General features: G+C 48.5%; 22 protein-coding genes. 10 read left to right on the top strand and 12 right to left on the bottom strand.

Translation table 11 applies throughout. The features are described 5' to 3' along the window. Nucleotides 1-9: 9 nt before the first annotated feature. From ASJ33_RS06310 to ASJ33_RS08370, 3 genes are all read left to right on the top strand, one after another. On the top strand, nt 10-666 hold the full coding sequence (locus ASJ33_RS06310) for a response regulator transcription factor (RefSeq protein ID WP_236886587.1): 657 nt from the start codon (nt 10-12) through the stop codon (nt 664-666). Further along, nucleotides 663-2009 (top strand): sensor histidine kinase, encoded by a 1347-nt coding sequence (locus ASJ33_RS06305; protein WP_041331174.1) that lies wholly within the window; start codon nt 663-665, stop codon nt 2007-2009. Before ASJ33_RS06310 ends, ASJ33_RS06305 begins: the two co-directional genes overlap by 4 nt. Before the next feature lie 149 nt (nt 2010-2158). Continuing rightward, nucleotides 2159-3106 (top strand): recombinase family protein, encoded by a 948-nt coding sequence (locus tag ASJ33_RS08370; protein WP_081372241.1) that lies wholly within the window; start codon nt 2159-2161, stop codon nt 3104-3106. Here the strand turns inward: ASJ33_RS08370 and dnaN are convergent. From dnaN to ASJ33_RS06270, 4 genes are all read right to left on the bottom strand, one after another. Further along, on the bottom strand, nt 3081-4217 hold the full coding sequence (gene dnaN / locus ASJ33_RS06285) for a DNA polymerase III subunit beta (protein ID WP_041331170.1): 1137 nt from the start codon (nt 4215-4217) through the stop codon (nt 3081-3083). The two genes, ASJ33_RS08370 and dnaN, sit on opposite strands and share 26 nt — an antisense overlap. 160 nt (nt 4218-4377) lie before the next feature. Further along, nucleotides 4378-4977, bottom strand: a complete 600-nt coding sequence (locus ASJ33_RS06280) for an XTP/dITP diphosphatase (RefSeq protein WP_041331168.1) — start codon at nt 4975-4977, stop codon at nt 4378-4380. Between the two features lie 3 nt (nt 4978-4980). Continuing rightward, nucleotides 4981-6078 carry a fructose-1,6-bisphosphate aldolase/phosphatase gene (gene fbp, locus ASJ33_RS06275; protein ID WP_041331166.1) on the bottom strand — a complete coding sequence of 366 codons (1098 nt, stop codon included), beginning with the start codon at nt 6076-6078 and terminating at the stop codon, nt 4981-4983. 20 nt (nt 6079-6098) lie between these two features. Beyond that, nucleotides 6099-6644, bottom strand: coding sequence for a cob(I)yrinic acid a,c-diamide adenosyltransferase (locus ASJ33_RS06270; RefSeq protein ID WP_041331781.1), 546 nt, complete (start codon nt 6642-6644; stop codon nt 6099-6101). A 163-nt stretch (nt 6645-6807) separates the two neighbouring features. Between ASJ33_RS06270 and ASJ33_RS06265 the strand changes: the two genes are divergently transcribed. Continuing rightward, nucleotides 6808-7569, top strand: coding sequence for a fumarylacetoacetate hydrolase family protein (locus tag ASJ33_RS06265; protein ID WP_041331165.1), 762 nt, complete (start codon nt 6808-6810; stop codon nt 7567-7569). 41 nt (nt 7570-7610) lie between these two features. On the opposite strand, the gene ASJ33_RS06260 is transcribed toward ASJ33_RS06265, so the two are convergent. Beyond that, complete coding sequence (locus ASJ33_RS06260) at nt 7611-7973, bottom strand: hypothetical protein (RefSeq protein WP_172812218.1); 363 nt, start codon at nt 7971-7973, stop codon at nt 7611-7613. Nucleotides 7974-8209: 236 nt separating this feature from the next. Between ASJ33_RS06260 and ASJ33_RS06255 the strand changes: the two genes are divergently transcribed. Continuing rightward, nucleotides 8210-8428: a hypothetical protein gene (locus tag ASJ33_RS06255; protein WP_012882270.1), complete on the top strand. Its 219-nt coding sequence runs from the start codon at nt 8210-8212 to the stop codon at nt 8426-8428. Here the strand turns inward: ASJ33_RS06255 and mutS are convergent. Then, a complete protein-coding gene (gene mutS, locus ASJ33_RS06250) occupies nt 8425-11001 on the bottom strand; it encodes a DNA mismatch repair protein MutS (RefSeq protein WP_041331161.1) in 2577 nt (858 codons plus the stop codon). The two genes, ASJ33_RS06255 and mutS, sit on opposite strands and share 4 nt — an antisense overlap. A gap of 157 nt (nt 11002-11158) precedes the next feature. On the opposite strand from mutS, the gene ASJ33_RS06245 reads away from it, so the two are divergent. Beyond that, the gene (locus ASJ33_RS06245) at nt 11159-11974 is read left to right on the top strand and encodes a Cof-type HAD-IIB family hydrolase (protein ID WP_041331159.1); all 816 of its coding nucleotides are present in this window, start codon (nt 11159-11161) and stop codon (nt 11972-11974) included. Between the two features lie 11 nt (nt 11975-11985). On the opposite strand, the gene ASJ33_RS06240 is transcribed toward ASJ33_RS06245, so the two are convergent. After that, nucleotides 11986-12477, bottom strand: coding sequence for a GNAT family N-acetyltransferase (locus ASJ33_RS06240; protein ID WP_023652521.1), 492 nt, complete (start codon nt 12475-12477; stop codon nt 11986-11988). A 77-nt stretch (nt 12478-12554) separates the two neighbouring features. Further along, nucleotides 12555-14378 (bottom strand): excinuclease ABC subunit UvrC, encoded by a 1824-nt coding sequence (gene uvrC, locus ASJ33_RS06235; protein WP_041331157.1) that lies wholly within the window; start codon nt 14376-14378, stop codon nt 12555-12557. A gap of 165 nt (nt 14379-14543) precedes the next feature. Here uvrC and xerD point away from each other — a divergent pair, with 165 nt between their 5' ends. From xerD to fusA, 4 genes are all read left to right on the top strand, one after another. Beyond that, nucleotides 14544-15452 (top strand): site-specific tyrosine recombinase XerD, encoded by a 909-nt coding sequence (gene xerD / locus ASJ33_RS06230; RefSeq protein ID WP_023652519.1) that lies wholly within the window; start codon nt 14544-14546, stop codon nt 15450-15452. A 33-nt stretch (nt 15453-15485) separates the two neighbouring features. Further along, on the top strand, nt 15486-15752 hold the full coding sequence (locus tag ASJ33_RS06225; RefSeq protein WP_012882264.1) for a hypothetical protein: 267 nt from the start codon (nt 15486-15488) through the stop codon (nt 15750-15752). A gap of 114 nt (nt 15753-15866) precedes the next feature. Beyond that, nucleotides 15867-16424 (top strand): stage II sporulation protein M, encoded by a 558-nt coding sequence (locus tag ASJ33_RS06220; protein WP_023652518.1) that lies wholly within the window; start codon nt 15867-15869, stop codon nt 16422-16424. A gap of 79 nt (nt 16425-16503) precedes the next feature. Then, nucleotides 16504-18555, top strand: coding sequence for an elongation factor G (fusA, locus tag ASJ33_RS06215; protein WP_041331155.1), 2052 nt, complete (start codon nt 16504-16506; stop codon nt 18553-18555). A 78-nt stretch (nt 18556-18633) separates the two neighbouring features. On the opposite strand, the gene prmC is transcribed toward fusA, so the two are convergent. From prmC to ASJ33_RS06195, 4 genes are all read right to left on the bottom strand, one after another. Then, a complete protein-coding gene (gene prmC / locus ASJ33_RS06210) occupies nt 18634-19467 on the bottom strand; it encodes a peptide chain release factor N(5)-glutamine methyltransferase (protein WP_041331153.1) in 834 nt (277 codons plus the stop codon). Beyond that, nucleotides 19467-20534 (bottom strand): peptide chain release factor 1, encoded by a 1068-nt coding sequence (prfA, locus tag ASJ33_RS06205; protein WP_041331151.1) that lies wholly within the window; start codon nt 20532-20534, stop codon nt 19467-19469. The genes prmC and prfA overlap by 1 nt, the downstream gene beginning before the upstream one ends. Nucleotides 20535-20653: 119 nt before the next feature. Continuing rightward, nucleotides 20654-22612, bottom strand: coding sequence for an acetate--CoA ligase (acs, locus tag ASJ33_RS06200; RefSeq protein WP_023652514.1), 1959 nt, complete (start codon nt 22610-22612; stop codon nt 20654-20656). A 24-nt stretch (nt 22613-22636) separates the two neighbouring features. After that, nucleotides 22637-23722: a nucleotidyltransferase family protein gene (locus ASJ33_RS06195; protein WP_023652513.1), complete on the bottom strand. Its 1086-nt coding sequence runs from the start codon at nt 23720-23722 to the stop codon at nt 22637-22639. Nucleotides 23723-23741: the final 19 nt, after the last annotated feature.

Here is a 23741-nt window from a genome sequence, read left to right as displayed (position 1 = left end):
CGGATTTTGTTGGTTGATGATGATAAAGCTCTGTGTCAAACGCTGAGACGGGCGCTTGGTGAGTTTGGGCATGTAGTTGAATATGCCTGTGACGGCATTTCGGGTGAGTACTTTGCCCGGAATGGAGAATTTGATTTGATGATATTGGATATTGGTCTGTCTGACAAAAACGGCATTGAAGTTTGCCGTATGGTTAGAGCTGAAGGTGCCGCCTTACCTATTCTTATGCTGACAGCCAGAGATACCCTTGAATCAAAGGTAAAAAGTTTGGATGCAGGGGCAGATGACTACCTTTGTAAACCATTTGCTTACAGCGAATTGTTTGCCCGTATCCGGGCATTGCAACGCAGGGCATCAAGGGTTATGTCGCCTGTTGTAGAGATAGGCGGCATATTTTTTAATAATTTGTCCCATGAAGTCAAAAATGGTAACAACGAGATTAAACTGACTGCGGCGGAATTTCAAATGCTGGAATACTTCATCACTATGCCAAACGTGCTTATTACCAGGTCAATGATGGAAGAACATCTTTGGGGAGCGGAAAGTACCTCTGCTTCAAACTCAATTGATTCGCTTATAAAAAAGTTACGCCAAAAGCTTGGCTGGGATGCGCGGACTGGTCCTATCAAAACCTTGCGCGGGGCGGGATACAGGCTAGACAGATGAGTGTTAAGGCTAAGCTTACTGTCATATATTCACTGGTATTGCTGATTGTTCTTGGGTTTTTTGGTTTTACATCGTATTTTTTATTATCATATGATTTGTTCAGCAATCTGGATAGTTCTCTGGCTGGCGAAGCCGAAAAAGCCAAGGGATTGATAATCCAAGGCAGTGATAACAATTTGTATTATACGGGAAGTGTATCCGCTGATTTAGTGTATGTTTATGATATAGAAACCGGAACTGTGTTTGGTAGTGAGGTGTATGAATCTATAGTTTTAGCGTCTGTTTCAGATATCTGCGCTACCAGCGGAGATATACCCTGCATGCTGCTGGAAACATCTGATCCTGAAATACGTTTATATGTGACCCGGTATGAGCATGTTTCTGAAGCTAATCTGCTGCTTGTATATGTAGGTGATGCCAGTTATATCTACCGTACCCTGGATGAATATAAACACGTACTTTATATGACTATTCCATTCGCCCTTATTATCGCTGCGGTGTTCGGGTATTTTGTGGCTCATAGATCTTTCAGACAGGTTAAGGTGATTGCCCAAACTACCGATAGTATCAATCCGGCTAATCTGAAGGATCGTATTCCGGTAAAGCAAAATGATGAACTGGGACAGCTTTCCTCAACTCTCAATTCACTATTTGACCGTGTATATGGTTTTATTCAGAGTCAGCACCGTTTTACTTCAGATGCTTCTCATGACCTTAAAGCCCCCCTTACCGTGATACGGGCAGAGTCCGAGCTGGCCCTGAGGAAAGAACGGAATTCCGAAGAGTATCGTCAGGCTTTTAAAAATATCGTCAAACAGGTAGAGAGGATGACCCTTATTATAGATGATTTGATGACACTTGCCAGCCTTGATGCCGGCCCGCGTCTGTCACACAGCTCAAAAATAGATTTGGGTGCTGCCTTGGAAAGTAGTGCTGATAAATGGCAGACCGCTATGCAAATAAAAAAAATAAAATCTGTTCGCCAGATTCAACATGGGTTAAGCATATATGGCGAAGCTGAGCAGTTTAACCGCCTGTTTGATAATCTTTTATCCAATGCTGTGAAATACACCCCGTCAGGGGGTGAAGTGGGCATTTCCCTGAAGGAAGAGGACGGGTTTATTGTAGTATCTGTACAAGACAGCGGAATCGGCATAAGCAAGGAACACCTGCCCCATATTTTTGACAGGTTTTATAGGGGTGACTGGGATATAGAAGGTACAGGACTAGGCTTGTCTATAGTGAAGGGCACTTCGGAACTGTATAAAGGGCGGGTTGAGGTTATTAGCGAACAGGGTAAAGGCTCCGAATTTAAAGTATTTCTACCTCAAAGTGCCTCATAACCAAACGGATATTCGCTGTTTATGTGAATTTGACTAGAATGGCGGTATTAAAACCGGTTGTCACGAGGCTGATTAACTGATGCCTATGTGGATGACTAGTAAACAGAAAGTATGCCTAGCTGGATGCTAGGAAGCTTTTTAATGTCCCGGTGTCGTCATATACAGGTTCTACCGCACTTAAATTCTTTTTATTTCCATATATAACGGGTAAAAAATGGGAAGCACGGACTGTTAATCGGGTACTTCATAATAAAGCTTACACAGGGATAACTTATTTTGGTCGTACTACTGGCAAAGATCATAAGAAAACAAACGAAGATACTTGGCACGTTCTTACAGATGTTACGCCTGCTATTATTAGCCAGGAATTATTTGAACAAGCACAATCTGCCCTTGCGAAACTGAGAGGACTCCACTCCGGAAAAGCTAAACATGAATATCCATTAACTGGATTTGTCGTTTGTGAGAAGTGCGGTAGTTCACTGATCGGTAGTTGTTTGCGAGGGAATTATCGTTATTACCATTGTCGTGGAACGTATCTCACGGCATCAAGGGCAAAGATATGTGATGCCCATTATATTAGAGCTGATTGGCTTGAAGAAGTGGTTTGGGATAAAGTGAAAAGCGTTCTTAGCCAGCCTGAACTTCTGTTAGCTGAAGTGGGCAAACAGGTAGAAAATGAAAAGGCTCACTATTCCACAGGTACAATGGACAAGGAGATTAAAGAATTAAGCCGCCGTCTTAAAGGATATGATGGGCAAGAACGGCGTCTTATGAATGTACTGCGTATGGATTTGGCAACGCCGGATATTATTCTGGATGAAATGAACCTTATGAAAAAAGAACGGGAAGCAGATCAGGTGCGCCTGAATGGTCTTATCCAGGCTAAAGAAAACCTGGCAAAGGCTTTAGAGATGCAGGAGAGCATTAAAGAACTTTGTGCGAAAGTCGTGCCCTGTTTAGATAATTGCTCAAACGCTGAAAAGAAAGATGCTTACACCTATCTGGATTTGAAAGTTTCAGCTACTCCTGAAGGTGTAAGCATCAAAGGTTACCTTGATTTGAACGTACTCACCACTGCACGAACATGGGCATGATAACGTGGATATAGTTGTCTGCACCTACCGGTTTTATCACACCGGGGCTTGACGGGCTGGTCACTTCCAGCGCTACTTGCTGGGCTTTAAGCACACCCAGCACATCCAGAAGATACTTGCCGTTGAAGGCTATTTTAGCTTCTTCACCCTGGATAACAGCGTCAAGTTCACCGGTATTGTCACCTACTTCTTCAGAGCGGGCTGAGATAGTGAGCTTACCGGGGGTATTATTGCCGCCGGGGTTCATCATCAGCCGGACTATGCCGCCGCCGTCACGGGCAAAGATTGTAGCAGTTTTGGTGGCCATAAGGAACTGGTTGGCATCTACTACCACTTTGGTAGTAAAGCTTTGGGGGATTATCTGGTTGTACTGGGGGAAATTCCCCTGTACCAGCTGAGATACCAGCTCAATATTTTTAAGCCTGAAAAGTATCTGGCTCTTGGCAGTATCTACATTTATCATCAGGGCTTCTTCCTCGTCCATACTGGCCAGGCGGGAAAGCTCACCCAGTGTACGGGCTGGAATGATTACTTTAGTAGCAGTTTTTACCGCTTCCAGCAGAGGCAGTTTATAAACAGCCAAACGGAAACCATCAGCTGCAGCCAGAGTCAGGGTGCTGCCTTCAAATTCGGCGTTGACACCGGTGAGCACCGGGCGGGATTCGTCAGTTGCCGAAGCAAATACCACTTCGCTTACGGCCTGTCGGAAGGCCTCAACGTTAATCTTGGTAGAAATTCCGTTTTCCACTTTGGGTACAGGCGGGAAGTCTTTTGCGTCAACGCCTGTTATGCGTGCCTCAAAGCGGGCGCATTTAATATTGAGTGCCTTTGACTTGGCATTAAGGTTTAATTCTATTTTATCATTGGGCAGAGAGCTGACAAATTCGGTCAGGAGTTTGGCAGGTACGGTAGTGCTCCCTTCTTCCTCTATCTTGGCTCCTATCCAGCAGCTGATAGCCATTTCAAGGTTGGTGGCAGCTAGTTTTAAACGGCCGTCATCAGTTGAGATAAGGACATTGTTGGTAATGGGCAGGGTAGTCCGGCCGGCAGCCGCTTTGCCCACAATGTTTAGACCCTTGTTCAGATTTTCCTGTAAGCATGTAAGTTTCATATTTACCCCCGGGGTTATTTACTGGTCTTTCAGTATATCCCAAGAATAGCACTTAAACAAGATATTTTTGTGCTCAAAATGAGGCAGTAAATAGTTTATCAAGAGACAAAAACGGGATTAAAAAAGAGCAGAGTGTGTAAGTTTATTCGGTGTGGCTTAACTAGCTAGTGGCTATTTTGGTCAGAAACCGGCTGGCTTTTTGGGCGGCCATAGCCCGGTGGGAAATGCTGTTTTTTGTTTTAGACGGGAGTTCGGCCATAGTTTTACCGTATTCCGGCAGATAAAAAACGGGGTCATAGCCAAATCCGTTAGTGCCGCGGGGGTCAGTGCTTATAAATCCTTCGCAAGTACCCTCAAAGGTGGCGATGATATGGCCCGGCTGGGCAATGGCGATTACACAGCAGAAGCGGGCGGTGCGTTTTTCAGCGGGGATAGTTTGCATTTTAGACAGGAGATATGCATTCCGGTCTGTATCCAGAGCGTTTTCCCCGACATAGTGGGCGGAATAGACACCGGGTTCACCCCCCAGAGCGTCTACTGCTAGACCGGAGTCATCTGCCAAAGTAAGAAGCCCGCTTGCTTCCGCCAGAGCGGCGGCTTTCAAGCGGGCATTCTCTTCAAATGTAGTGCCGGTTTCGGCAACTGTTATATCTATACCCATATCTGCCGGAGTGACAAGCTCAAAACCCGAACTACAGAGGAGAGAAGCATATTCTCTCAGCTTGCCCCGGTTATTGCTTGCCAGCAGCAGCTTGGGCATAAACTAGTCTTCCAGGGGTTTAAAGCGTCCGGCCAGTTTCTTGGATACCTGAGGCATGGTGGTGTATTCCATTTCCTCCAGCGGCAGGCGATGGGGCTCAAATGGGCCGTGGGAGCGCATCATATCTGCCATATCCAGTGATTTCTGGCGGGCATTGTCAAAAGACTTATCTTTAAACATATCACGCGGGCCGATAAGCATACCGTTTGACAGCTGGAAACCCAGAGCGGTTACCCGTGGCGGGCCGTCAAAGCGGGTGGGGGTGCTGTCATCTACTGAGACAGGCATAATAGGGCCGTTGTGCGAGCCGCGCATCCAGCCTTCTACCAGGTAAGGTTGAGTGAAGGGTTCAAGTATTTCACCTACAGCCGGGAAAGAACCTTGGGCGCGGACAATACAAACCGGGTCATCTTTGCCGACGTAGCGTCCGGCCAGTAAAGCCAGTTTCTGGGTGGAAGACACAGCCGCAATTTCGCCCTTGCGGGTGGAAACGCTTTTAATAGCGAAGCGGGAAGGAGCACCTATAAATACCAGCAGGTCATAGATTTCTTCGGGAGTGTTAAAGGTAATGCCCTTGCTTTCCTTTACGTCATGTACTTCAAAAGAAAAGCCGTCATGCATGTTTTCGGCTATGACCAGACCTATGGTGTTAAAGGGGTCAGCAAACATTTTGTAAAGAGGCAGATTCCAGGCACCGGAAGAGGTCTTGTCGGCCATGAAGATTATGATAGGTTCGGAAGGCCGTTCCTCAAGCTCCATTTCGGCTACGCCGGGACCCATGCCCTTTACGTTTCCGGAGAAGGCATCACACAGCAAGTCCTGCCCGGCGCCGTAAAGCTTCAGCTCTTTGGCAACTTCGGTGCAGCTTACGAAGGTATCCCAAGCCATTTCGTGGATAACTTTGTTGTTTATACCTTTCTGGTGGGTCATGACAAGCTGGAGGTCATCACCGCATTTGGTAATATGGTAATCAATCAGCATGCCATTCTTTTTAGCCTCTGCCAGGTGCTTTTCAGCCCTGACCAGACACTGCGGGTGTGAGTCCGAATGGCCTACAAAACCGCCGATATCTGCTTTAATAACACTCAGGGTTACTTTCATTATTTTCTCCTTGGTGAAGATTAGTAATCTATACCTTTACGGGCTTTGATGCCCCTAGTATACGGGTGTTTGACTGCCTTTATTTCGGAAACCAGGTCAGCCAATTCTACAAGTTCAGCCGGGGCGCTCCGCCCGGTCATAATCAGCTCTACATACGGCGGTTTAGCGTTTATCATACGGATAACCTGCTCGGTGGTGACCAGCCCGGCCGTCAAAGCTATCATAATTTCGTCCATGACCACCAGATCATACTGCCCGCCGGTTACCGCTTCGGAGGCGGCCTCGAAGGCCAGTTCCGCCTGTTTGCGGGTTTCTTCGGATATATTTTTGAGTATCCAGCCAGATTGACCGAAACTCTGCAGGGTTACGTTCGGCAGGGAGGACAATATTTTGAACTCGCCGTGGTCAAAGCGTTTCCCCTTGGCAAAAAAAATAAGGCAAACCCTTAACCCGTGACCGGCAGCTCTGACAGAAGTGCCGACAGCCGCCGAGGTTTTACCCTTGCCTTCACCGGTGAATATGGATATAAGGCCTTTTTCAAGGTAAGGGGTATGGTTTGTTGCCAAAAAATCCTCCCAAACATACGGCTTGGCGCCGAAGATAAAGTTTAACAGCGGCATACGGGACTGTCAAGCCAAACTCTTGATATCCCTGTTCACAGACAACTCTATTTGCGGATGCAAATTCCTGATTGCACCCTTCAGACTTAAAAGCTAGAATGATAACAATATGAGAATAGTACGTTTTAATATTTCTGGCAAGCGGACAGGATATGCCGTGCTGGAAGGTACAAAGCTAAAAGAACTTAAGGGCAACCCTTTCGGTAAAATTGTTTTTTCCGGCAGGGTTTTTGATGTTTCGGGGGTTAGGCTTCTTTCTCCCTCAGTTCCCTCTAAAATAATTGCTATCGGTTTAAACTATAAAGCCCATGCCGGAGAGATGGCTGAAAATCTGCCCCTGACACCCCTTATATTTTTTAAAAATGCCGATGGGATTATCGGTACAGAAGATAACATAATAAAACCGCCGCAGTCTGAACGGGTGGATTATGAAGGGGAACTGGCAGTTGTTATAAAAAAGAAAGCCCGTAATATAAGCCCCGAAACTGCTTTTGATTACATACTGGGCTATAGCTGTTTTAATGATGTAACCGCTAGAGATCTGCAGAAGGCAGACGGACAGTGGTCACGTGCTAAGGGGTTTGATACGTTTGCGGTTTGTGGCCCGTGGGTTGAAACCGAACTTGACCCGCAGACGCAATTGCTGGAGACTTATCTTAACGGCAAGCTTAAACAGCGCACTTCCACGGCAGATATGATATTCAGTATTCCATATATAGTCAGCTTTGTATCAGAGGTAATGACACTGCTTCCGGGGGATATTATTGCCACCGGCACGCCTTCGGGCATAGGGCCGATGAAACCCGGAGACAGGGTGGAAGTACGCATTTCAGGTATAGGCAGTCTGGTCAACCACCTGACTCTGGCATAGGATTATAAGGGTAAAATATTTCCAAATCACCCCCACTCTGTCTACCGTGTATTTAAATACTGTTTGATATTTGGCTGGTTGAGGTATATAAGTCCGGCTATGCCGGCAACCGTACCCAAGGGGAATATAAGCAATGAAAATGCTGCCTGATACAGACTGAATACCCGCCCGTACTTCCTGCCTTTTAAAAGACCTATCCCGCCGATAAGTGAAATTAGCAGATATGTGACGGTGAAAAATGAAAGTATGCTTAGACCCCAGGCTGCGCCTTCACGGGCATAATCATACAGCCCAGCAATGGCAGGCATGAAAAATAAAGTTATTATTACCACATCTGCCAGGCTGAAGAAAGCGGCACAAAACTGCCAGATTGCCAGAACCAGTATGCCCTCAGGTCTTTTCATAAGTATATAAGCAGCAGATACTGCACCTTGAGTTTATATTAGATGCCGCCAGGCTCTCAGTCAATATGTTTTATATCCTCTTAAATGTCAACTTGAAAGCAAACTGGTTTATGATATAATCATGCACGGTTTCGGCTGTGACAGCCAAGGGCGGTAATATTTTAGGGATAGCCCGTCTGTTTCAGACAGTATTTATAACTGGTGAAATAAAAAAGCGGACATTCCGGGAGAGCTGAATGCTTAACAAAGGTGATATGGTTTCGGTTACCTACAGGGTAGGTTGGGACCAGTCCGGTCAGGCCATACTGGAGACACTTGAAGATTGTACTGTAGAAAAGTACAAAGACGGCATTTTAGTTGTCAGCTATGCTACTAAGAAAGATGATTACGTGGAGATTGTCAGCCGTACATTTGATGTTAACTCTCCGGAATTTGTCGGCACTGTAAACCTCTAGAATCCCTTTTCTTCGGCCTTCTTTTTCAGTTCGTAGAGTTTGTTAAGAGCCGCAAGCGGCGTCAGAGATTCTATTTCCAGCCCTTTTATTTCCTCTGCCAGCGCCGAAGTCTGCTCTGTCAGGGGCAGCAGAAGCTGCGGCTGGCAGGTGCGGTTTTTTGGCTGTTTTTTAGCAGGATTTTCAAGTTCAGTAAGTACTTCGTAAGACCGTTTGATAACCCATTTGGGCATACCGGCCAGTTTAGCCACGTGAATACCGTAACTTTTATCTACTCCGCCGGGGACTATTTTGTGCAGGAACACAACTTCCCCACGGTCTTCGCTGACCGCGATATTGTAGTTTTTTACTCTGGGCAGGTAATTCGCCAGCTCCACCAGTTCGTGATAGTGGGTGGCAAAGAGCGTTTTGGCATTCAGTGAAGGCTGGGAATGGATATACTCCACTACTGCTTGGGCAATGGCCAGACCGTCATAGGTGCTGGTGCCGCGGCCTATTTCGTCCAGTATCAGCAGGGAGCGGCTGGTGGCAGTATTCAATATAGATGCTGTTTCCACCATTTCCACCATGAAGGTAGACTGCCCGGCACTCAAATCCTCCTTTGCCCCGATGCGGCTGAAAATACGATCTGTCAGGCATAGTTCGGCGGTTTCTGCCGGAACATAAGAACCTATCTGGGCCATCAGGACAATAAGGGCAGTCTGTTTAAGATAAGTGGATTTGCCGGCCATATTGGGGCCGGTCAGGATAATTATCTGGCAGTCTTCGGCGGACAGGGAAATGTCATTGGCTACAAAACTGCCGTATCCCAGCCCCTGTTCCACCATAGGGTGGCGGCCTTTATGGATAACCAGGCTGTTTTCAGAGTGGAAAACGGGACGGACATAGCCGTTTCGTACCGCTACTTCGGCAAAGGCTGAAAGTACGTCTAAAGATGCCAAAGCGGCGGCGTTTGAGAGCAAAGCGGAGTAAAAGCCCCCCAGCTGGTTTAAAACCTGTTCGTAAAGCCTGGTTTCCATTTCCAGCAGGCGTTCTTTAGCATTTAAGATAAGGTTTTCGTATTCTTTCAGTTCGGGGGTTATAAACCTTTCGGCATTTACCAGCGTTTGCTTGCGGATATAGTTTTGGGGGATGTCAGCCAGATTGGCATTTGACACCTCTATGTAATACCCGAAAACCCGGTTATACCCCAGCTTCAGTGATTTTATGCCGGTCTGTTCCCGTTCACGGGCTTCCATCTGGGAAAGGAATGTCCGGGCGTCCCCGGCCAGAGAGCAGAGTTTGTCCATTTCGGGGTTGAAACCTGACCGTATTACCTTGCCTTCACCCAGGGTGGAGGGTGGGTCATCGGTAATAGCTTCGTTTATAATAGCCAGCATTTCGGGCAGGGGTTTAAGCCCGTTTAGGAAATATGCCAAACGGGGCGGCGGCATAAGCCCGAACTGGCGGTGAATGACGGAAACAGTTTCCAAGCTGTTTTTAAGTGAAATCAGATCCTTGGGGAGTATGGTTTTCTGGCGGATACGGTTGGCTATCCGCTCCATATCGGCAATCTGTCCCAGTGCTTTGGCAAGGCTGGCGCGTGCCAGACTCTCTTCAAAAAAATAATCCACCGCCGAAAGCCGCTTTTCAATATCTTCCTGCCTAAGCAGCGGCTGTCCTAAAAACTTGCGGAGAAGCCTGCCGCCCATAGCTGTTTTGGTCTGGTCAAGCACTCCCAGTAAAGACCCTTTGAGGGAGTTTCCGCCGCTTGAGCGGAAGATTTCCAGATTAGAAAGCGTATGGCTGTCTATCTGCATATAGTCAGATATGGTATAGACAGCCAGCCTTTCCAGCTGCTTCAGGGATGATTTCTGGGTTTCCTCCAGATAGTTAAGCAGAGCACCCGCTGCCGAAACGGCCAGCTGCAGGTTTTCACAGCCGTAAGCGGAAAGGTTCTGGCACTCAAAGTGCTTAAGTAAACGTTCACGGGCCACGTCTGCTTCAAAATAGTATCCGTCCAGCTTGCTTATAGTGGCTTTCAGATGCAGTGGCAGGTTTAAGCTCTGGCTTTTAGGCAGTATTATTTCCGCCGGGTTCAGGCGGTTTATTTCGGCTTCCAGCCCGTTTATATCCAGCTGGGTACAGCCGAATTCCGAGGTGGATATATCCGCAAAGGCCAGCCCGCAGCTGTCTTCGGTCAGGTACAGGCTGAGCAGAAAATTATTCTGTTTGCTCTCTAGCAGGTTCGGCTCAACTACCGTACCGGGGGTCACCAGGCGGGTTACCTGTCTTTGCACTAAGCCCTTGGTTTCGCCCGGTTTGGTTACCTGTTCGCAAATGGCTACCTTGTAGCCGCGGTTTATAAGGCGGGAAAGGTAGTTATCCAGGGCGTGGTAAGGTATGCCGGCCAGCGGCACTTTCAGCCCTTTGCCCATTTCGCGGCTGGTAAGGACTATTTCCAGTTCACGGGCAGCTATACGGGCGTCTTCTTCAAAGGTTTCGTAAAAGTCTCCCAAGCGGAAAAAGACTATCGCTTCGGGGTAGTTCTTTTTTATATCCAGGTATTGTTTACGCAGGGGAGTTATATTTTCCATGAGCTTACATTTTAACTGCTTGGCGGCCTAAAGGGAAGTAAGGGCTGAAAATGTTCACTCTGCGGCGGGCGTATTTTTTGTTATCTGTCCGGCAGTGATGTTACAATTGGCTTTCAGCTCTGGCTGTTAATCATTTATAAAACGCGGGGGATTTAAATTGCCGGACTTTCAACTGGCTGTTATAGATGTAGACGGAACCCTGATAAACAAACAGGGCAAGATATCCGAGGCGGATAAAAAGGCTATTTCCCAGGCCAGGGAAAAGGGGATTACGGTTGCCCTGTCAACCGGCAGGGTCGTGCCTGCCTGCACTTATCTGCTGAAAGAACTGGGGCTAGACGGGTTTCATATTTTCTGTGACGGGGCGCTGGTGTACAACCCTGATACCGCCCAGACCTGCTATTCCCAGCCCCTTAGCTGTGAGCCCCTCCTTTCGGCTATTGATTTTGTGCGGGAACAAAGTATTTATCTGGAACTTTACACTATACTGGACTATTACGTGGAGTATGAAAACTGGTCTGCCAAAATGCACCGCGAATTTTTCCATATTTCTCCCACGGTTACTGATTTTAAGAAGATAGCCTTGCGGCAGGACGTGCAGAAGATAGAGCTGATGGTGCATAACACTGCGGAACGCAGCGGGGCGGAACTTTTCATGTCCCGTTTTGAAGATGATTTTCATTTCTCCATAGCCCGTGCTCCGGCTTATCCTGAAGTGGAGTTTGTAAATGTGCTTAGCCCGGGTGTTTCAAAGGGGCAGGCGCTTGAGAAAATGGCCGCCCAGATGGGTATTTCACTCAGGAATGTGATTGCTTTCGGGGACGGGAGCAATGATTTGCCGCTATTCAGGGCGGCCGGTTTCGGGGTGGCAATGGGGAATGCCAGAGCCGAACTGAAGGAAATGGCAGATTACGTTACTCTAGATGTAGAAGAAAGCGGCCTTGCAGCCGCTTTCAGTAAGTTTCTTATTTAGATACAGGATATTTAGAAGGGCAGTATCAGGTTTCCGCCTTTTTCTGCCAGATAGCCCTCGGTTATTTCTTTGGCCATCAGCTTGTCAGTGGCTTCGCCGGTGGTATCTTTAATGCCGTGAAGTTCAGCCGGCAGAAAATCCAGATGCTTAAAAAACTCCGGGTTGCCGTGAGCCAGCAGTGCCCCTGTTTCCTGGGTTTTGCAGTTTTCCAGTATTTTGCGTACCAGCACCAGGGCAATGCCCCGCCTGACGTACTCCGGCATAACTACCAGCGGCATAAGGTACAAAACCGGCAGAGACGCTTCTTCAGACTCTATCTCAGCTTTTATAGCTACTGCCTTGCCCACTATCTTGCCGTCCCATACGGCTACTTCATTAAATGCGGTCAGGTCTTCTTCTTCCAGTTTTTTAAACAGCACTCCCAGTATGGGGCTATTGGTAGCTTCAGTCAGGGCGGCTACCATTTCGGCATCTTCGGGGGTTTGAGTACGTATTTCCAGCATATAAACCTCTTACCGTTAGATTGAAACCTATTATACCACTATCAGGTAGTTGATTGCCTCTTTGGGGCAGCCTTTGTTTAGAGCAGTTCCTTAATAGACAGGGCAAGTGCCTGATTTATACCCTTTACCTGTGAAAGCTCATCAAGGCTGGCTTGACGGATACCTGAAACCGAACCGAATGTTTTGATAAGAAGGCGGCGGCGGCTTGGGCCGATACCGGGAATCCCGTCCAACGCCGAAGCCAGCCCTGATTTATGGCGGATATTCAGGTGATACCCCAGTGCAAAGCGGTGGGCTTCGTCACGTACCCGCTGAAGCAGCTGAAGGGCGGGGGAGTTGGCCGTAAGCCTGATGGGTTCGGATTTTCCGGGCAGATAGATTTCTTCAAATTCTTTTGCTAGACCTATTACGGCCTGCCCCTCAAGCCCCAGGGTGTCTAATGTTTCTTTGACCGAGCTTAATTGACCTTTGCCGCCGTCTATCAGCATGAGTGAGGGCCGCCGGGCAAAACTTTCGCCGGCATTGTCTTTATTTAGCCTGCCGAAGCGGCGGCTGATGACCTCTTTGAGCATGGAAAAATCATCCGCGCCCTTTACGGTTTTGATGCGGAAACGGCGGTAATGGGCTTTCTGGGGTTTACCGTTTTCAAAAACCACCATGCTGCCTACGGCATTGGTGCCCTGTATATTGGATATATCGTAGCCTTCTATCCGCTGCGGCGGCAGGGGCAGTCCCAGCGCAGTTTGCAGTTCCTCCAGCGCATCTGTCAGGGTAACGGCTGAAGACAGGTTTTTTATCCGTGCCTGTTTCAGCTGTTCCCTGGCATTTTCGGCTACTATATTTATAAGGTCCTTGGGCTGTCCGCGAAGCCCCGCCGTTATCTGCACTTTGCCACCCCGCCTTTCAGACAGCCACTTTTCCAGTATTTCGCGGTCTGAAAGCGGGTACTGGGTAACTATTTTTGGCGGTATCTGGGTGGAGGAGTGGTAAAACTGTTTTACAAATTCCGAAAGGATATCACCCGGTTTTTCTTCGCGGGTACCCTGCAGGCTGAAGCTTTCCCGCCCGATAAGTTTGCCCCGCCGGATAAAGAAAACCTGCACCATGGACAGGTCTCCTTCCTGAGCAAAGGCAATGGCGTCCTGTTCGCCGCTTACTCTGGCGGCCAGCTGCTGTCCTTCAATCACCTCTTTTATAGATGATATCTGGTCACGGCGGAGGGCGGCGGTTTCATAATCCAGCCGGGCAGAAGCTTCGTTCATAAGTTTGGCAAGCAGCTTCAGCACCTTATCCTGTTTGCCCTCCAGAAAGAGTATGGCCTGCGAGATAAGGTGGTCATAATCCTGCTTGCTTATTTTGCCGGTGCAGGGTGAAAGGCACTGGTGGATATCGTATTCCAGACAGGGGCGGCTGCGTTTTTCCGGTTCGGTGCGGTTGCAAGAGCGGAAACGAAAAAGCTCTTTTAGCACCTGCAGGGTATGGCGGACGGAACGGGTGCTGGCAAACGGGCCGAAATACCTGCCGCCGTCATCTGCCATACTACGGGTTATATAAATACGCGGCCATTTTTCATTTGAAGTTATTTTCAGGTACGGAAAACCCTTATCGTCCTTCAGGCGGACATTGAAATAGGGGCGGTGCCTCTTTATCAGGTTCAGTTCCAGTATCAAAGCTTCCTGTTCAGACCCGGTTATCAGGTATTCCAGTTCGTTTATCTGGCTGACCAGCTGACGGGTTTTGGGTTCAAGGCGGGAGGGGGGTACAAAGTACGATTTGATCCTGTCTTTTAAAACAGCTGCTTTGCCTACATAAATAATCTCTCCCTGGGCATTTTTCATCAGGTAAACGCCGGGATTTTCGGGTAAACTGGCTATCTGGTTTTGCAGGGTTTCGCTTGGCATAGATAAATTGTAGCAACCGCAGCTCAGGTAAGCAAAGGGGCAGTAAAAACCGATATATTTTTTTCGGGGGGAAATAAAGCTAAATCATTTTCCGGCGTATTTGACGGCGGCAAAAGTTATGTTACAATACATAAATAAAATTCTAAACGTTTAGCGAGGACTCTGATGCGTGATGATATACAAAGTTTTCTGAACTACCTTATGGTTGAAAAGGGGTTTTCAGAAAATACCACCGAAGCTTACGAGAATGATCTTCGCCAGATGATGACCTTTGCCGATAAAGAAGCCGCCAAGTCCGGCAAGATACCCGGCTGGGAAAACTTTACCCGCCAGACCATGCTGGCCTATATGCTGGACCTTAAGGAACGGAATTACGCCATAACTACCGTAGTCCGCAAGATGGCGGCCGCCAAGAGCTTTTTTAACTTTATGGTTGCCGAGGGCAAGCTTAAAGAAAACCCTACCGAAAATATCAGTACTCCCAAAGTGGGCAAGCCACTGCCTGATGCTATCAGCATAAGCCAGGTCAGGGCTCTACTAAACCAGCCTGTTAAGTCTGGCAGTTCGGAAGCCAAGCGGGATAAGGCCATGCTGGAGCTTTTGTATGCTTCGGGTATGCGGGTTACTGAACTGGTAAATCTTAATGTATTGGATATAGACCTGAAAGAAGGCTTTGTGCGCTGTTTCGGCAAGGGGCGCAAAGAACGGATGATACCTATTTATCCTCAGGCAGCACAAAGCATTCAGGAATATTTAACCGAAATCCGCCCCAATCTGGTGCGGGCCGAAACCGAAAAAGCCTTGTTTTTGAACAGGCGGGGTGACCGTTTGACCCGTCAGGGTTTGTGGCAGATTTTAAAGGGTTATGCCCGGGAAGCCGGTCTGGATGACGTGGTTACCCCCCATACCCTTCGCCACAGTTTTGCCACCCATATGCTTTCCGGCGGTGCAGATTTGCGTTCGGTACAGGAGCTGCTGGGTCATGCCAACATCTCTACTACCCAGATATATACCCACCTTACTTCCGAACATATACGGCGGAGTTATGAAAAAGCCCATCCCCGGGCAAAATAGGCGTTCTAATATACAGGGAGGAACTTTCTGAAAATGTCTAAAAAACGCGGTGTAGGCAAACTGGCCTATCAAGATAAAAAGAATAAAACCACCCGGCAGCAGATGGCTTCGGAAACGCCTAAGGCTGAAGCAGCGGGTATAAATAAAACCGAAAGTGCGGCTGCCGCACCTGCGGCTCAAACTGCCAAGCGGAATATACCCGTTTTGGCACCGCCTGAAATTGGTTCCGAGCTTAAGCTGATGGGTATACTGGCGGTGATTATCGCCGTTGCTCTTGCAGTACTGGCGCTGGTAATTTAGCCCGTATGGGTTGAATCCTGCGGGTATTTATAAATTTAAATATTTCCTATACAGATACCTGCCCGAAGGCAGGTACGGGTTTATTTAACCCGCAAGAATATGGTTAGGGATATTATGAATTATAAAAAGTGGCTTATTCTGGCAGCGGCTATATTTTCTGCCGGCATAATTACCGGGCTTTTTGCTCCGGTGGATTTGATTGCAGACCAACTGACCGGTCTGGAAGACACAGCCAATGCTTTGGAAAGTATATCTACCCTGGGTATTTTCCTTGTTATCCTTATAAAGAATGCACTTGTTTTACTTATGGCTTTTGTGCTTTCACCTGTTTTGCTCATCTATCCTGTAAGTTCCCTGTTTTTAAACGGCTGGATACTTTCGGCGGTGGGAGTTCTCTTTGCCAGAGAAGAATCCCTGCTGGCGGTAATAGCCGGCATACTTCCCCATGGTATTTTTGAGTTGAGTGCATTTGTAATAGCCCAGGCGGCAGCTCTCAGTTTCGGTATGATGGCCATGCGTTCGGTATTCAGCCGTGATGCTCGTTCACAACTTAATGCTAATTTTCGCCACAACCTGCGTTATCTGGGTATAGGTATGGCTCTGCTGATACCGGCGGCGGCAATAGAGACCTTTATTACCCCGTTATTGCTCGGGAAAACACTTGGTATCTGATTTTTGAAATTTAATTAAAACCTTGTTTACCGATATTTGTGTGTTATAATTACTTAATTTTTATCGGTAGGTGAACTATATGACAAGTGTCAATCCGGGAAAGATACGGAATGTAGCCCTACTATCGCACAGCGGTGCAGGCAAGACTTCTTTATCAGAGGCCATGCTCTACAGCGCCGGGATACTGGGCAGAATGGGAAAGGTAGACGAAGGTACAACCGCCTCAGATTACGACCCAGACGAAGTAAAAAAGAAAATAAGCATCAACCTAACACCCATACCTTTAAGTTGGAAAGATTTCAAAATAAACGCTGTGGACACTCCGGGATACGCAGATTTTGCAGGTGAGGTACTAGCAGCCTTAAGAGTTTGTGAAGCGGCCATAATAGTGGCTGCGGCATCCTCAGGGGTGGAAGTGGGTACAGAACAATCATGGAAGTATTGCGAGGCACAAAAAATGCCTCGCTTTATTTTTATCAACAAAATGGACCGTGAGAATGTCAGTTTCCAGCGGGTAATGGATAGTTTGCACAGTCACTTTGGCAACCGCTGCGTTGCTGTTCAGCTGCCCATAGGTTCTTTCAAGGATTTTAAAGGGGTAGTGGATCTGGTAAATATGAAAGCCTATGCCGGTACTCCGGCGGCTGAAATAGCGGTGCCTGAGGAGCTTAAGGCCGAAATAGAAACCCTGCGGGATAAACTGCTGGAGAGCGTGGCCGAAACAGATGACAGCCTGATAGAGAAATATCTGGGTGGGGAAGAGATAAATCAGGAGGAACTGGTAACTGCCCTTAACAAGGCGATATTGGAAGGTAAACTGGCACCGGTGCTATGCGGCTCGGCCTTGACAAATACTGCTATAGACCTTTTATGTGATGATATCTGCAAATATTTGCCAAGCCCGCTTGACCGCCTTTGCCAAACCGCCGAGGGTGAGGATATAAAAGTAAATGCCGAAGCACCGCTTTCGGTGCTGGTTTACAAAACATCGGCTGACCCGTATGTAGGTAAACTGACTTACCTTAGGGTTATTACCGGTGTTTTGCATTCGAATTCACAGGTTTGGAATATAAATAAAAATGCCCCCGAAAGGGTTGGGCAGTTGTTTTCACTTAGGGGTAAAACTCAGGAAACGGTAAATGAGATAGGCCCCGGCGACATGGGGGCGGTAGCTAAGCTGACGGTAACCGCTACCGGGGATACTCTGGGTGTTCAGGGGCATACCGCCTTGCTTTGCGGGTTTGAAATGCCCTTACCCAGTTACAAGGTGGCGGTTTTCCCCAAGAGCAAGGCTGACGTGGATAAACTGGGCAATGCGCTGGCTAGACTCTGCGAAGAGGATTTGACCCTCCATGTGCATCGTGACGCGGATACCGGTGAGACTATTGCTGCCGGTTTGGGTGAGGCCCAGCTGGAAGTAATGGCAGAGCGGATGGGCCGCAAATTTGGGGTAGCGGTGGATCTGGCTGCTCCCCGCGTACCTTACCGCGAGACCATACTGGGTACAGCCGGTGCGGATTACAAACATAAAAAACAGAGCGGCGGCCATGGCCAGTACGGGCATGTGGTTATCAAAGTAGAGCCGGGCAGCGGGATTGAGTTTGTAGATGCGGTGGTTGGCGGCTCTGTACCCCGCAACTTTATTCCGGCAGTTGAAAAGGGTATCCGTGAAGCTGCCCATGAAGGCCCGATGGCAGGTTATCCACTGGTAGATGTGAAAGTAACATTGGTGGATGGCAGTTCACACCCGGTGGACTCCTCTGAAATGGCTTTTAAGATTGCAGCCGCAGGTGCGCTTAAGAAAGGGCTTTCCGAGGCTCAGCCTATACTTCTTGAGCCTATTGAAAACATGCGGATTATCGTTCCCAAAGATTATATGGGGGCGGTGATAGGTGATCTGAATACCAAGCGGGCTCAGGTGCAGGGTATGGATACCGAAGGTGATGAAAGTGTAGTTATTGCCCAGGCACCGCTAGGCGAAGTCCAGCACTATGCCATAGACTTAAAATCCATTACCCAGGGACGCGGACATTTCAAGATGGATTTTGCCCATTACCAGCAGGTTCCTGCCCATATTGCCCAAAAACTGGTTACCGAGAGGCAGGTACAACTGGAGGCGGAAAAAGTTTAGTTTCACAGGGTTTGGGGTTTTTCAAGGGGGGCGAAAGCCCCTCTTTTTATTTAGAGGAATATGTTAGAAGTACAGTTTTCAGGAGGGTAGGGTTATACCGACTACTCTGGGTATGCCGGCATAATCAGGGCTTATCTCAACTGCCGCCTGAGGCAGATACTCTTTTATATATTTTGCCAGTACTTCTGACTGGTGTATGCCTATTTCCAGCAGGGCAGTGCCGCCGGGGCGGAGTTTATCGGGTAAAACGGGTATCAGGCGGCGGTATATATCCAACCCGTCTGCTCCCCCGTCTAGTGCCAAGAGTGGTTCACCTTTTAGCAGTTTGGCTTCGGTGGTGGGCACGTAGGGCAGGTTTGCAGTTAGTATATCTACCATTTCGGGCAGGCTTTCCAGCAGGTCTCCCCGGTAAAATATGAGGCGCTTTTCCAGCCGGTATTCAGCGGCGTTATTCCGGGCTACTTCCAGAGCCTCTGCGGATATGTCAGTGGCATATACATAAGCATCTTTCAGCTCAAGTGCCAGAGTGATGGCAATTGCCCCGCTGCCTGTGCCGATATCTGCAATATAGGGGCTTTCATAACTGCGGGCAATTCGGAGGGCTTTTTCTATAAGGTGTTCGGTTTCGGGTCTGGGTATAAGTACCCTTTTATCCACCTGAAAAGTGCGGCCGTAAAACTCCTTTTCACCTGTGATATAGGCACTGGGCACACCTTCAAGTCGGTGCTTTAGGGTTTGGAAATAGGCGGTTTCTTTGTTCGGGTGTAGTTCCCGTTCCAGTTCCAGATGAAGCTGCACTCGGCTGATGCCCAGAGTATACCTTAAAAGAATTTCAGCTTCCAGACGGGCTTCTTCCAGCCCGCTGTCCTCAAGGAGACCGGCGGCTTTCTGCCATGCCTCCCGGTATTTCACTAATCTTCGCCCTTTAGAAGTTCGGTCTGTTCGTGAGTAGCCAAAGTATCAATAATTTCGTCTAAATATCCTTCCAGTATGTGGGGCAGGTTGTGGGCGGTAAGCCCTATTCGGTGGTCTGTCAGGCGGTCCTGGGGGAAATTGTAAGTGCGTATTTTTTCGCTGCGGTCTGCCTGTCCCACCTGGGCACGGCGACTTTCAGTGCGTTCTTCGTCCACCTTGCTTTGTTCCAGTTCCAGCAGTCTGGCACGCAGCACTGCAAAGGCCTTGTTTTTGTTTTTCAGCTGTGAGCGTTCGTCCTGACAGCAGACAACCAAGCCTGTGGGTATATGGGTAAGGCGGATAGCGGTAGCCACTTTCTGGACGTTCTGTCCGCCGGCGCCGCTGGAATGGAAAATATCCACCCGTACATCGTCCATGTTTATATCTATGTCTACCTCCTCTGCCTGGGGTAGTACGGCTACGGTGGCGGTAGAGGTATGGATACGGCCGGAAGCCTCGGTCTGGGGGACACGCTGTACCCGGTGGACGCCACGTTCATACTTCAAGCGGCTGAAAGCTCCTTTGCCGTTTACCTCAAAGACTACTTCTTTGATAATGCCGGCTACGTTGCCGTTTATGTCAATAACTTCGGTTTTCCAGTTTTTAAGCAGGGCATAGCGGGTATACATCTTATAAAGGTCTGCTGCAAACAGACCTGCTTCGTCACCGCCTGTGCCTGCCCGTATTTCCATGATAATACTTTTGTCATCATTGGGGTCTTTGGGCAGAAGCTCAAGGGTCATTTGTTCGTAGAGGTTTGCCATGGATTTTTCAAGATTCTCAATCTCCCCACGAACCATATCCCGCATGTCTTCGTCTTTTTCAATCTCAAGCAGATTTTTGGCGTCTTCCAGCTCTTTGGACATGGCTTTATAGCGGCGGTACATTTCCACTTTGGTCTGCAAATCAGCCCGCTCCTGGGCCAGAGTACGCACCAGCCGGGCATCATTTATAACTTCCGGTTTGCTTATTTCCTCTTCAATTTCCCGGAAGCGTTTTTCGCAGTTTTCTAATCTTTCAAGCATTGTCCCAAACCCTTATTTCTTTGATGACAGTTAAAATATTATCCTATAGCCCAAAATTTTACAAAAGAGAGCGGGTACAGCCGAAACTGTACCCGCCTGATTACCATTAAAACCGTTTGTTAGTGTTTGTGGTGTTTACGTGCTGCCAGCAGTTCATCAAAAGCTGCTCTGGCCTCATTTACCGAAGTCTCATCATCAAGTGTAGTGGTATCACCAATGGGTACTTCGTTGGCAACGGCCTTCAGCAGGCGGCGCATAATCTTGCCCGAACGGGTTTTGGGCAGTTTCTCCACGAAAATGATCTCTTCCGGGGTGGCTATAGTGCCGATGGCAGAGCGGAGGTGATGAGTAAGCTCTCTCTTTACTTCCGCAGAGGCTTCCACTCCTTTTTTCAGGGTGACGAAAACTACAATTGCTTCACCCTTTACTTCGTCAGGGCGGGAAGCTACTGCCGCTTCGGCAACTGAACTGTGGCCTACCAGAGCATGCTCCAATTCGGCGGTGCTTATGCGGTGACCGGCTACCTTGATAACTTCGTCAGCCCGTCCCAGCAGCCACAGATATCCGTCAGAATCTTTCATGGAAAAGTCTCCCGGACAATACCAGCCGGGGAAACGGCTCCAGTAGGTCTTTTTATAAAGTTCATCACCGTTATATATACCCAGCATTATGCCCGGCCAAGGTTTGCGGATGGCAATAAACCCGGTTTCATTAGCCGGCAGTTCCTTGCCTTCAGCATCTACCACTACCGGGTCAACTCCCGGCAGAGGCAAAGTGGCTGAGCCCGGTTTGAGCGGGAAGGACTGTATACCGGGGCAGGGGGTAATCATGAAGCCGCCTGTTTCGGTCTGCCACCAGGTATCGGAAATGGGGCAGTTCTCATGGCCTATATTCTTGTAATACCATTCCCAGGCTTCAGGGTTAATGGGTTCGCCCACGCTTCCCAGCATTTCCAGAGTGCCAAGGTCGTGTCTGGCAGGCAACTCCTCGCCGTGGCGCATAAACATGCGTATGGCGGTAGGTGAGGTATAGAATATACTAACCCCGTATTTATCAATAATCTCCCACCAGCGGTCTACTGAAGGATAATCCGGAGCTCCCTCGTAAATAACCTGGGTAAGTCCCAGCGCCAGCGGGGCATATACAACATATGTGTGCCCGGTAATCCAGCCTACGTCTGCCGTGCACCAGAAGACTGATTCATCCGTGGGTTTGAAAGCCCACTTAAGGGTATTGCACGCCCAGACGCCGTAGCCGCCGGTACCATGCAGAATACCCTTCGGTTTACCGGTAGTGCCTGAGGTGTACAGGATAAAAAGCGGGTCGGTGGATTCCATAGCTTCAGGGGCTACGTATTTATCTGCATCTTTCAACAGGTCATGTGCCCATACGTCTCTGGTGGGGTCCATGGCTACTTCGTGGCCGGTATATTTAATAACCAGTACATGTTCTATAGTCGGGGTGGATTTTACAGCCTCGTCTACGATTTCTTTAAGAGGCAGTATCTTACCGCGGCGGTGTCCGCCGCTGGCGGTAACAACCATTTTAGAACCGGAGTCATTTACCCTGTCTGCGATAGACTGGGAAGAGAAACCTGAGAATATTACGTTATGGACGGCTCCAACCCGGTTGCAGGCTAATAAAATATAGACCATTTCAGGTATCATGGGCAGGTAGACAGTTACCCTGTCACCCTTGCCTATGCCCAGCTTTTTCAGGACGGATGCATAACGGTTTACATTTTCGTAGAGGTCTGAATAGCTTATGGTCTGGGTATCCCCGTTTTCGCCTTCCCAATAGATAGCTACCTTGCTCTTACGCCAGCTTTTGGCATGGCGGTCTACGCATTGGTAAGACATATTCAGCTTGCCGCCTACAAACCAGCGGGCGTAAGGCGGATTCCAGTCCAGTACTTTTTCCCAAGGTTTTTCCCATGAAAGCACGTCTGAGTGTTTGGCCCAGAAAGCCTCCGGGTCAGCCAGTGAGCTGTTATAAAGGTCCTGGTATCTTTTCAGCGGCCAGAAATAAGTCTTGGTAGGCAGGTTTTGCGTGTCAAACTTCTTTTCTTCGGTACTCATGTCTTTTCCTCCTCTTGTCTCTGTTTAGATCATAAGGATACCCGGATTGATTTTGCTTCCGGGCTCCGGCGCGCAACCGCATTTGGCGGTCACATTGTCTCCCAACACCACGTTTTCATATTTGCCGCCTGCTTTCAGGTGGCAATGATCGGCAATGATGGACGAAACAACTTTACATTCGGTTCCTATGGTCACATTTTGCCAGATAACAGATTCGGTAAGGGTAGCCTCATCTTCAATCCGGCATTCCGCGCCGATAACTACTGGCCCTGTGATACAGGCATTTGCGCCTATAACACAATCTTCTCCCACCAGTACCGGCCCGCAGATTCGGGCTGTGGGGTGAAGCTGGCAACCGCGGCCAATGACTATTTCATTACCCCGGCTGAAACCAAAATCTCCGCCCTCGCCGCAGAGTAAATCCCTGTTTAGCTGGGAGTATTTTTCGGGGCTGCCAATGTCTATCCAGTACGCACTGGACGGGTAGGCATAAACCGCCTGGCATTCATTAAGCAGACGGGGGAAAAGCTGTCTTTCAAAGCTGTGGTTTTCACCCTCAGGTATGTATCTGAGGACTTCAGGTTCAATTATATATGTACCTGCATTTATCATATTGGTTGTTATCTGGGCGGGTGAAGGTTTTTCCAGAAAGCGGCTTACCCTGCCGCCGTCCGCGGTTTCCACCAGCCCGTATTTGGTAGGGTCATCTACTGGTGTTAAGGCTATGCTGACCAGTGCTTTTTTATCCCGGTGGGCGCGCAGCATGGCAGACAAATCCAGATGGGTAAATATATCCCCGTTCAAAGTTATGAAAGTGTCATCAAAGTAGCGTTCGGCATTTTTGATAGCCCCGGCTGTGCCTAAAGCCTCGTGTTCAACCGAATATACCAGGTTTACACCCAGACTTTGGCCATTACCGAAATACTGCTCAATAGGGGCGGCCAAATGCCCCTGGGTAAGGATAATATCTTTGATGCCGTAAGAAGACAGGTAACGCAAAACATGGCTTAAGAAAGGTACGTTAAGTACCGGAACCATGGATTTTGGCGTGTTTATGCTCAGTGGCCGAAGCCTTGTGCCCTGCCCACCGACCAGAATAATAGCTTTCATCGGTTCTTGTTCTCTTCCA

It is taken from the genome of Dehalococcoides mccartyi (assembly GCF_001889305.1).
GTDB lineage: Bacteria > Chloroflexota > Dehalococcoidia > Dehalococcoidales > Dehalococcoidaceae > Dehalococcoides > Dehalococcoides mccartyi_A.
The sequence above is the reverse complement of the archived record's forward strand: the minus strand, read 5'-3'. Positions and strand labels throughout refer to the sequence as shown.

Bases quoted from the DNA above. Each gene is read 5' to 3' on its own strand.
- xerD (WP_023652519.1), top strand. From the start codon at position 14,544: ATGCGTGATGATATACAAAGTTTTCTGAACTACCTTATGGTTGAAAAG.
- ASJ33_RS06255 (WP_012882270.1), top strand. From the start codon at position 8,210: ATGCTTAACAAAGGTGATATGGTTTCGGTTACCTACAGGGTAGGTTGG.
- ASJ33_RS06305 (WP_041331174.1), top strand. From the start codon at position 663: ATGAGTGTTAAGGCTAAGCTTACTGTCATATATTCACTGGTATTGCTG.
- ASJ33_RS06265 (WP_041331165.1), top strand. From the start codon at position 6,808: ATGAGAATAGTACGTTTTAATATTTCTGGCAAGCGGACAGGATATGCC.
- ASJ33_RS06220 (WP_023652518.1), top strand. From the start codon at position 15,867: ATGAATTATAAAAAGTGGCTTATTCTGGCAGCGGCTATATTTTCTGCC.
- ASJ33_RS06240 (WP_023652521.1), bottom strand. From the start codon at position 12,477: ATGCTGGAAATACGTACTCAAACCCCCGAAGATGCCGAAATGGTAGCC.
- fbp (WP_041331166.1), bottom strand. From the start codon at position 6,078: ATGAAAGTAACCCTGAGTGTTATTAAAGCAGATATCGGCGGTTTTGTA.
- dnaN (WP_041331170.1), bottom strand. From the start codon at position 4,217: ATGAAACTTACATGCTTACAGGAAAATCTGAACAAGGGTCTAAACATT.
- ASJ33_RS06225 (WP_012882264.1), top strand. From the start codon at position 15,486: ATGTCTAAAAAACGCGGTGTAGGCAAACTGGCCTATCAAGATAAAAAG.
- fusA (WP_041331155.1), top strand. From the start codon at position 16,504: ATGACAAGTGTCAATCCGGGAAAGATACGGAATGTAGCCCTACTATCG.
- ASJ33_RS06280 (WP_041331168.1), bottom strand. From the start codon at position 4,977: ATGCCCAAGCTGCTGCTGGCAAGCAATAACCGGGGCAAGCTGAGAGAA.
- uvrC (WP_041331157.1), bottom strand. From the start codon at position 14,378: ATGCCAAGCGAAACCCTGCAAAACCAGATAGCCAGTTTACCCGAAAAT.
- acs (WP_023652514.1), bottom strand. From the start codon at position 22,612: ATGAGTACCGAAGAAAAGAAGTTTGACACGCAAAACCTGCCTACCAAG.
- ASJ33_RS06260 (WP_172812218.1), bottom strand. From the start codon at position 7,973: ATGAAAAGACCTGAGGGCATACTGGTTCTGGCAATCTGGCAGTTTTGT.
- prfA (WP_041331151.1), bottom strand. From the start codon at position 20,534: ATGCTTGAAAGATTAGAAAACTGCGAAAAACGCTTCCGGGAAATTGAA.
- ASJ33_RS06195 (WP_023652513.1), bottom strand. From the start codon at position 23,722: ATGAAAGCTATTATTCTGGTCGGTGGGCAGGGCACAAGGCTTCGGCCA.
- mutS (WP_041331161.1), bottom strand. From the start codon at position 11,001: ATGGAAAATATAACTCCCCTGCGTAAACAATACCTGGATATAAAAAAG.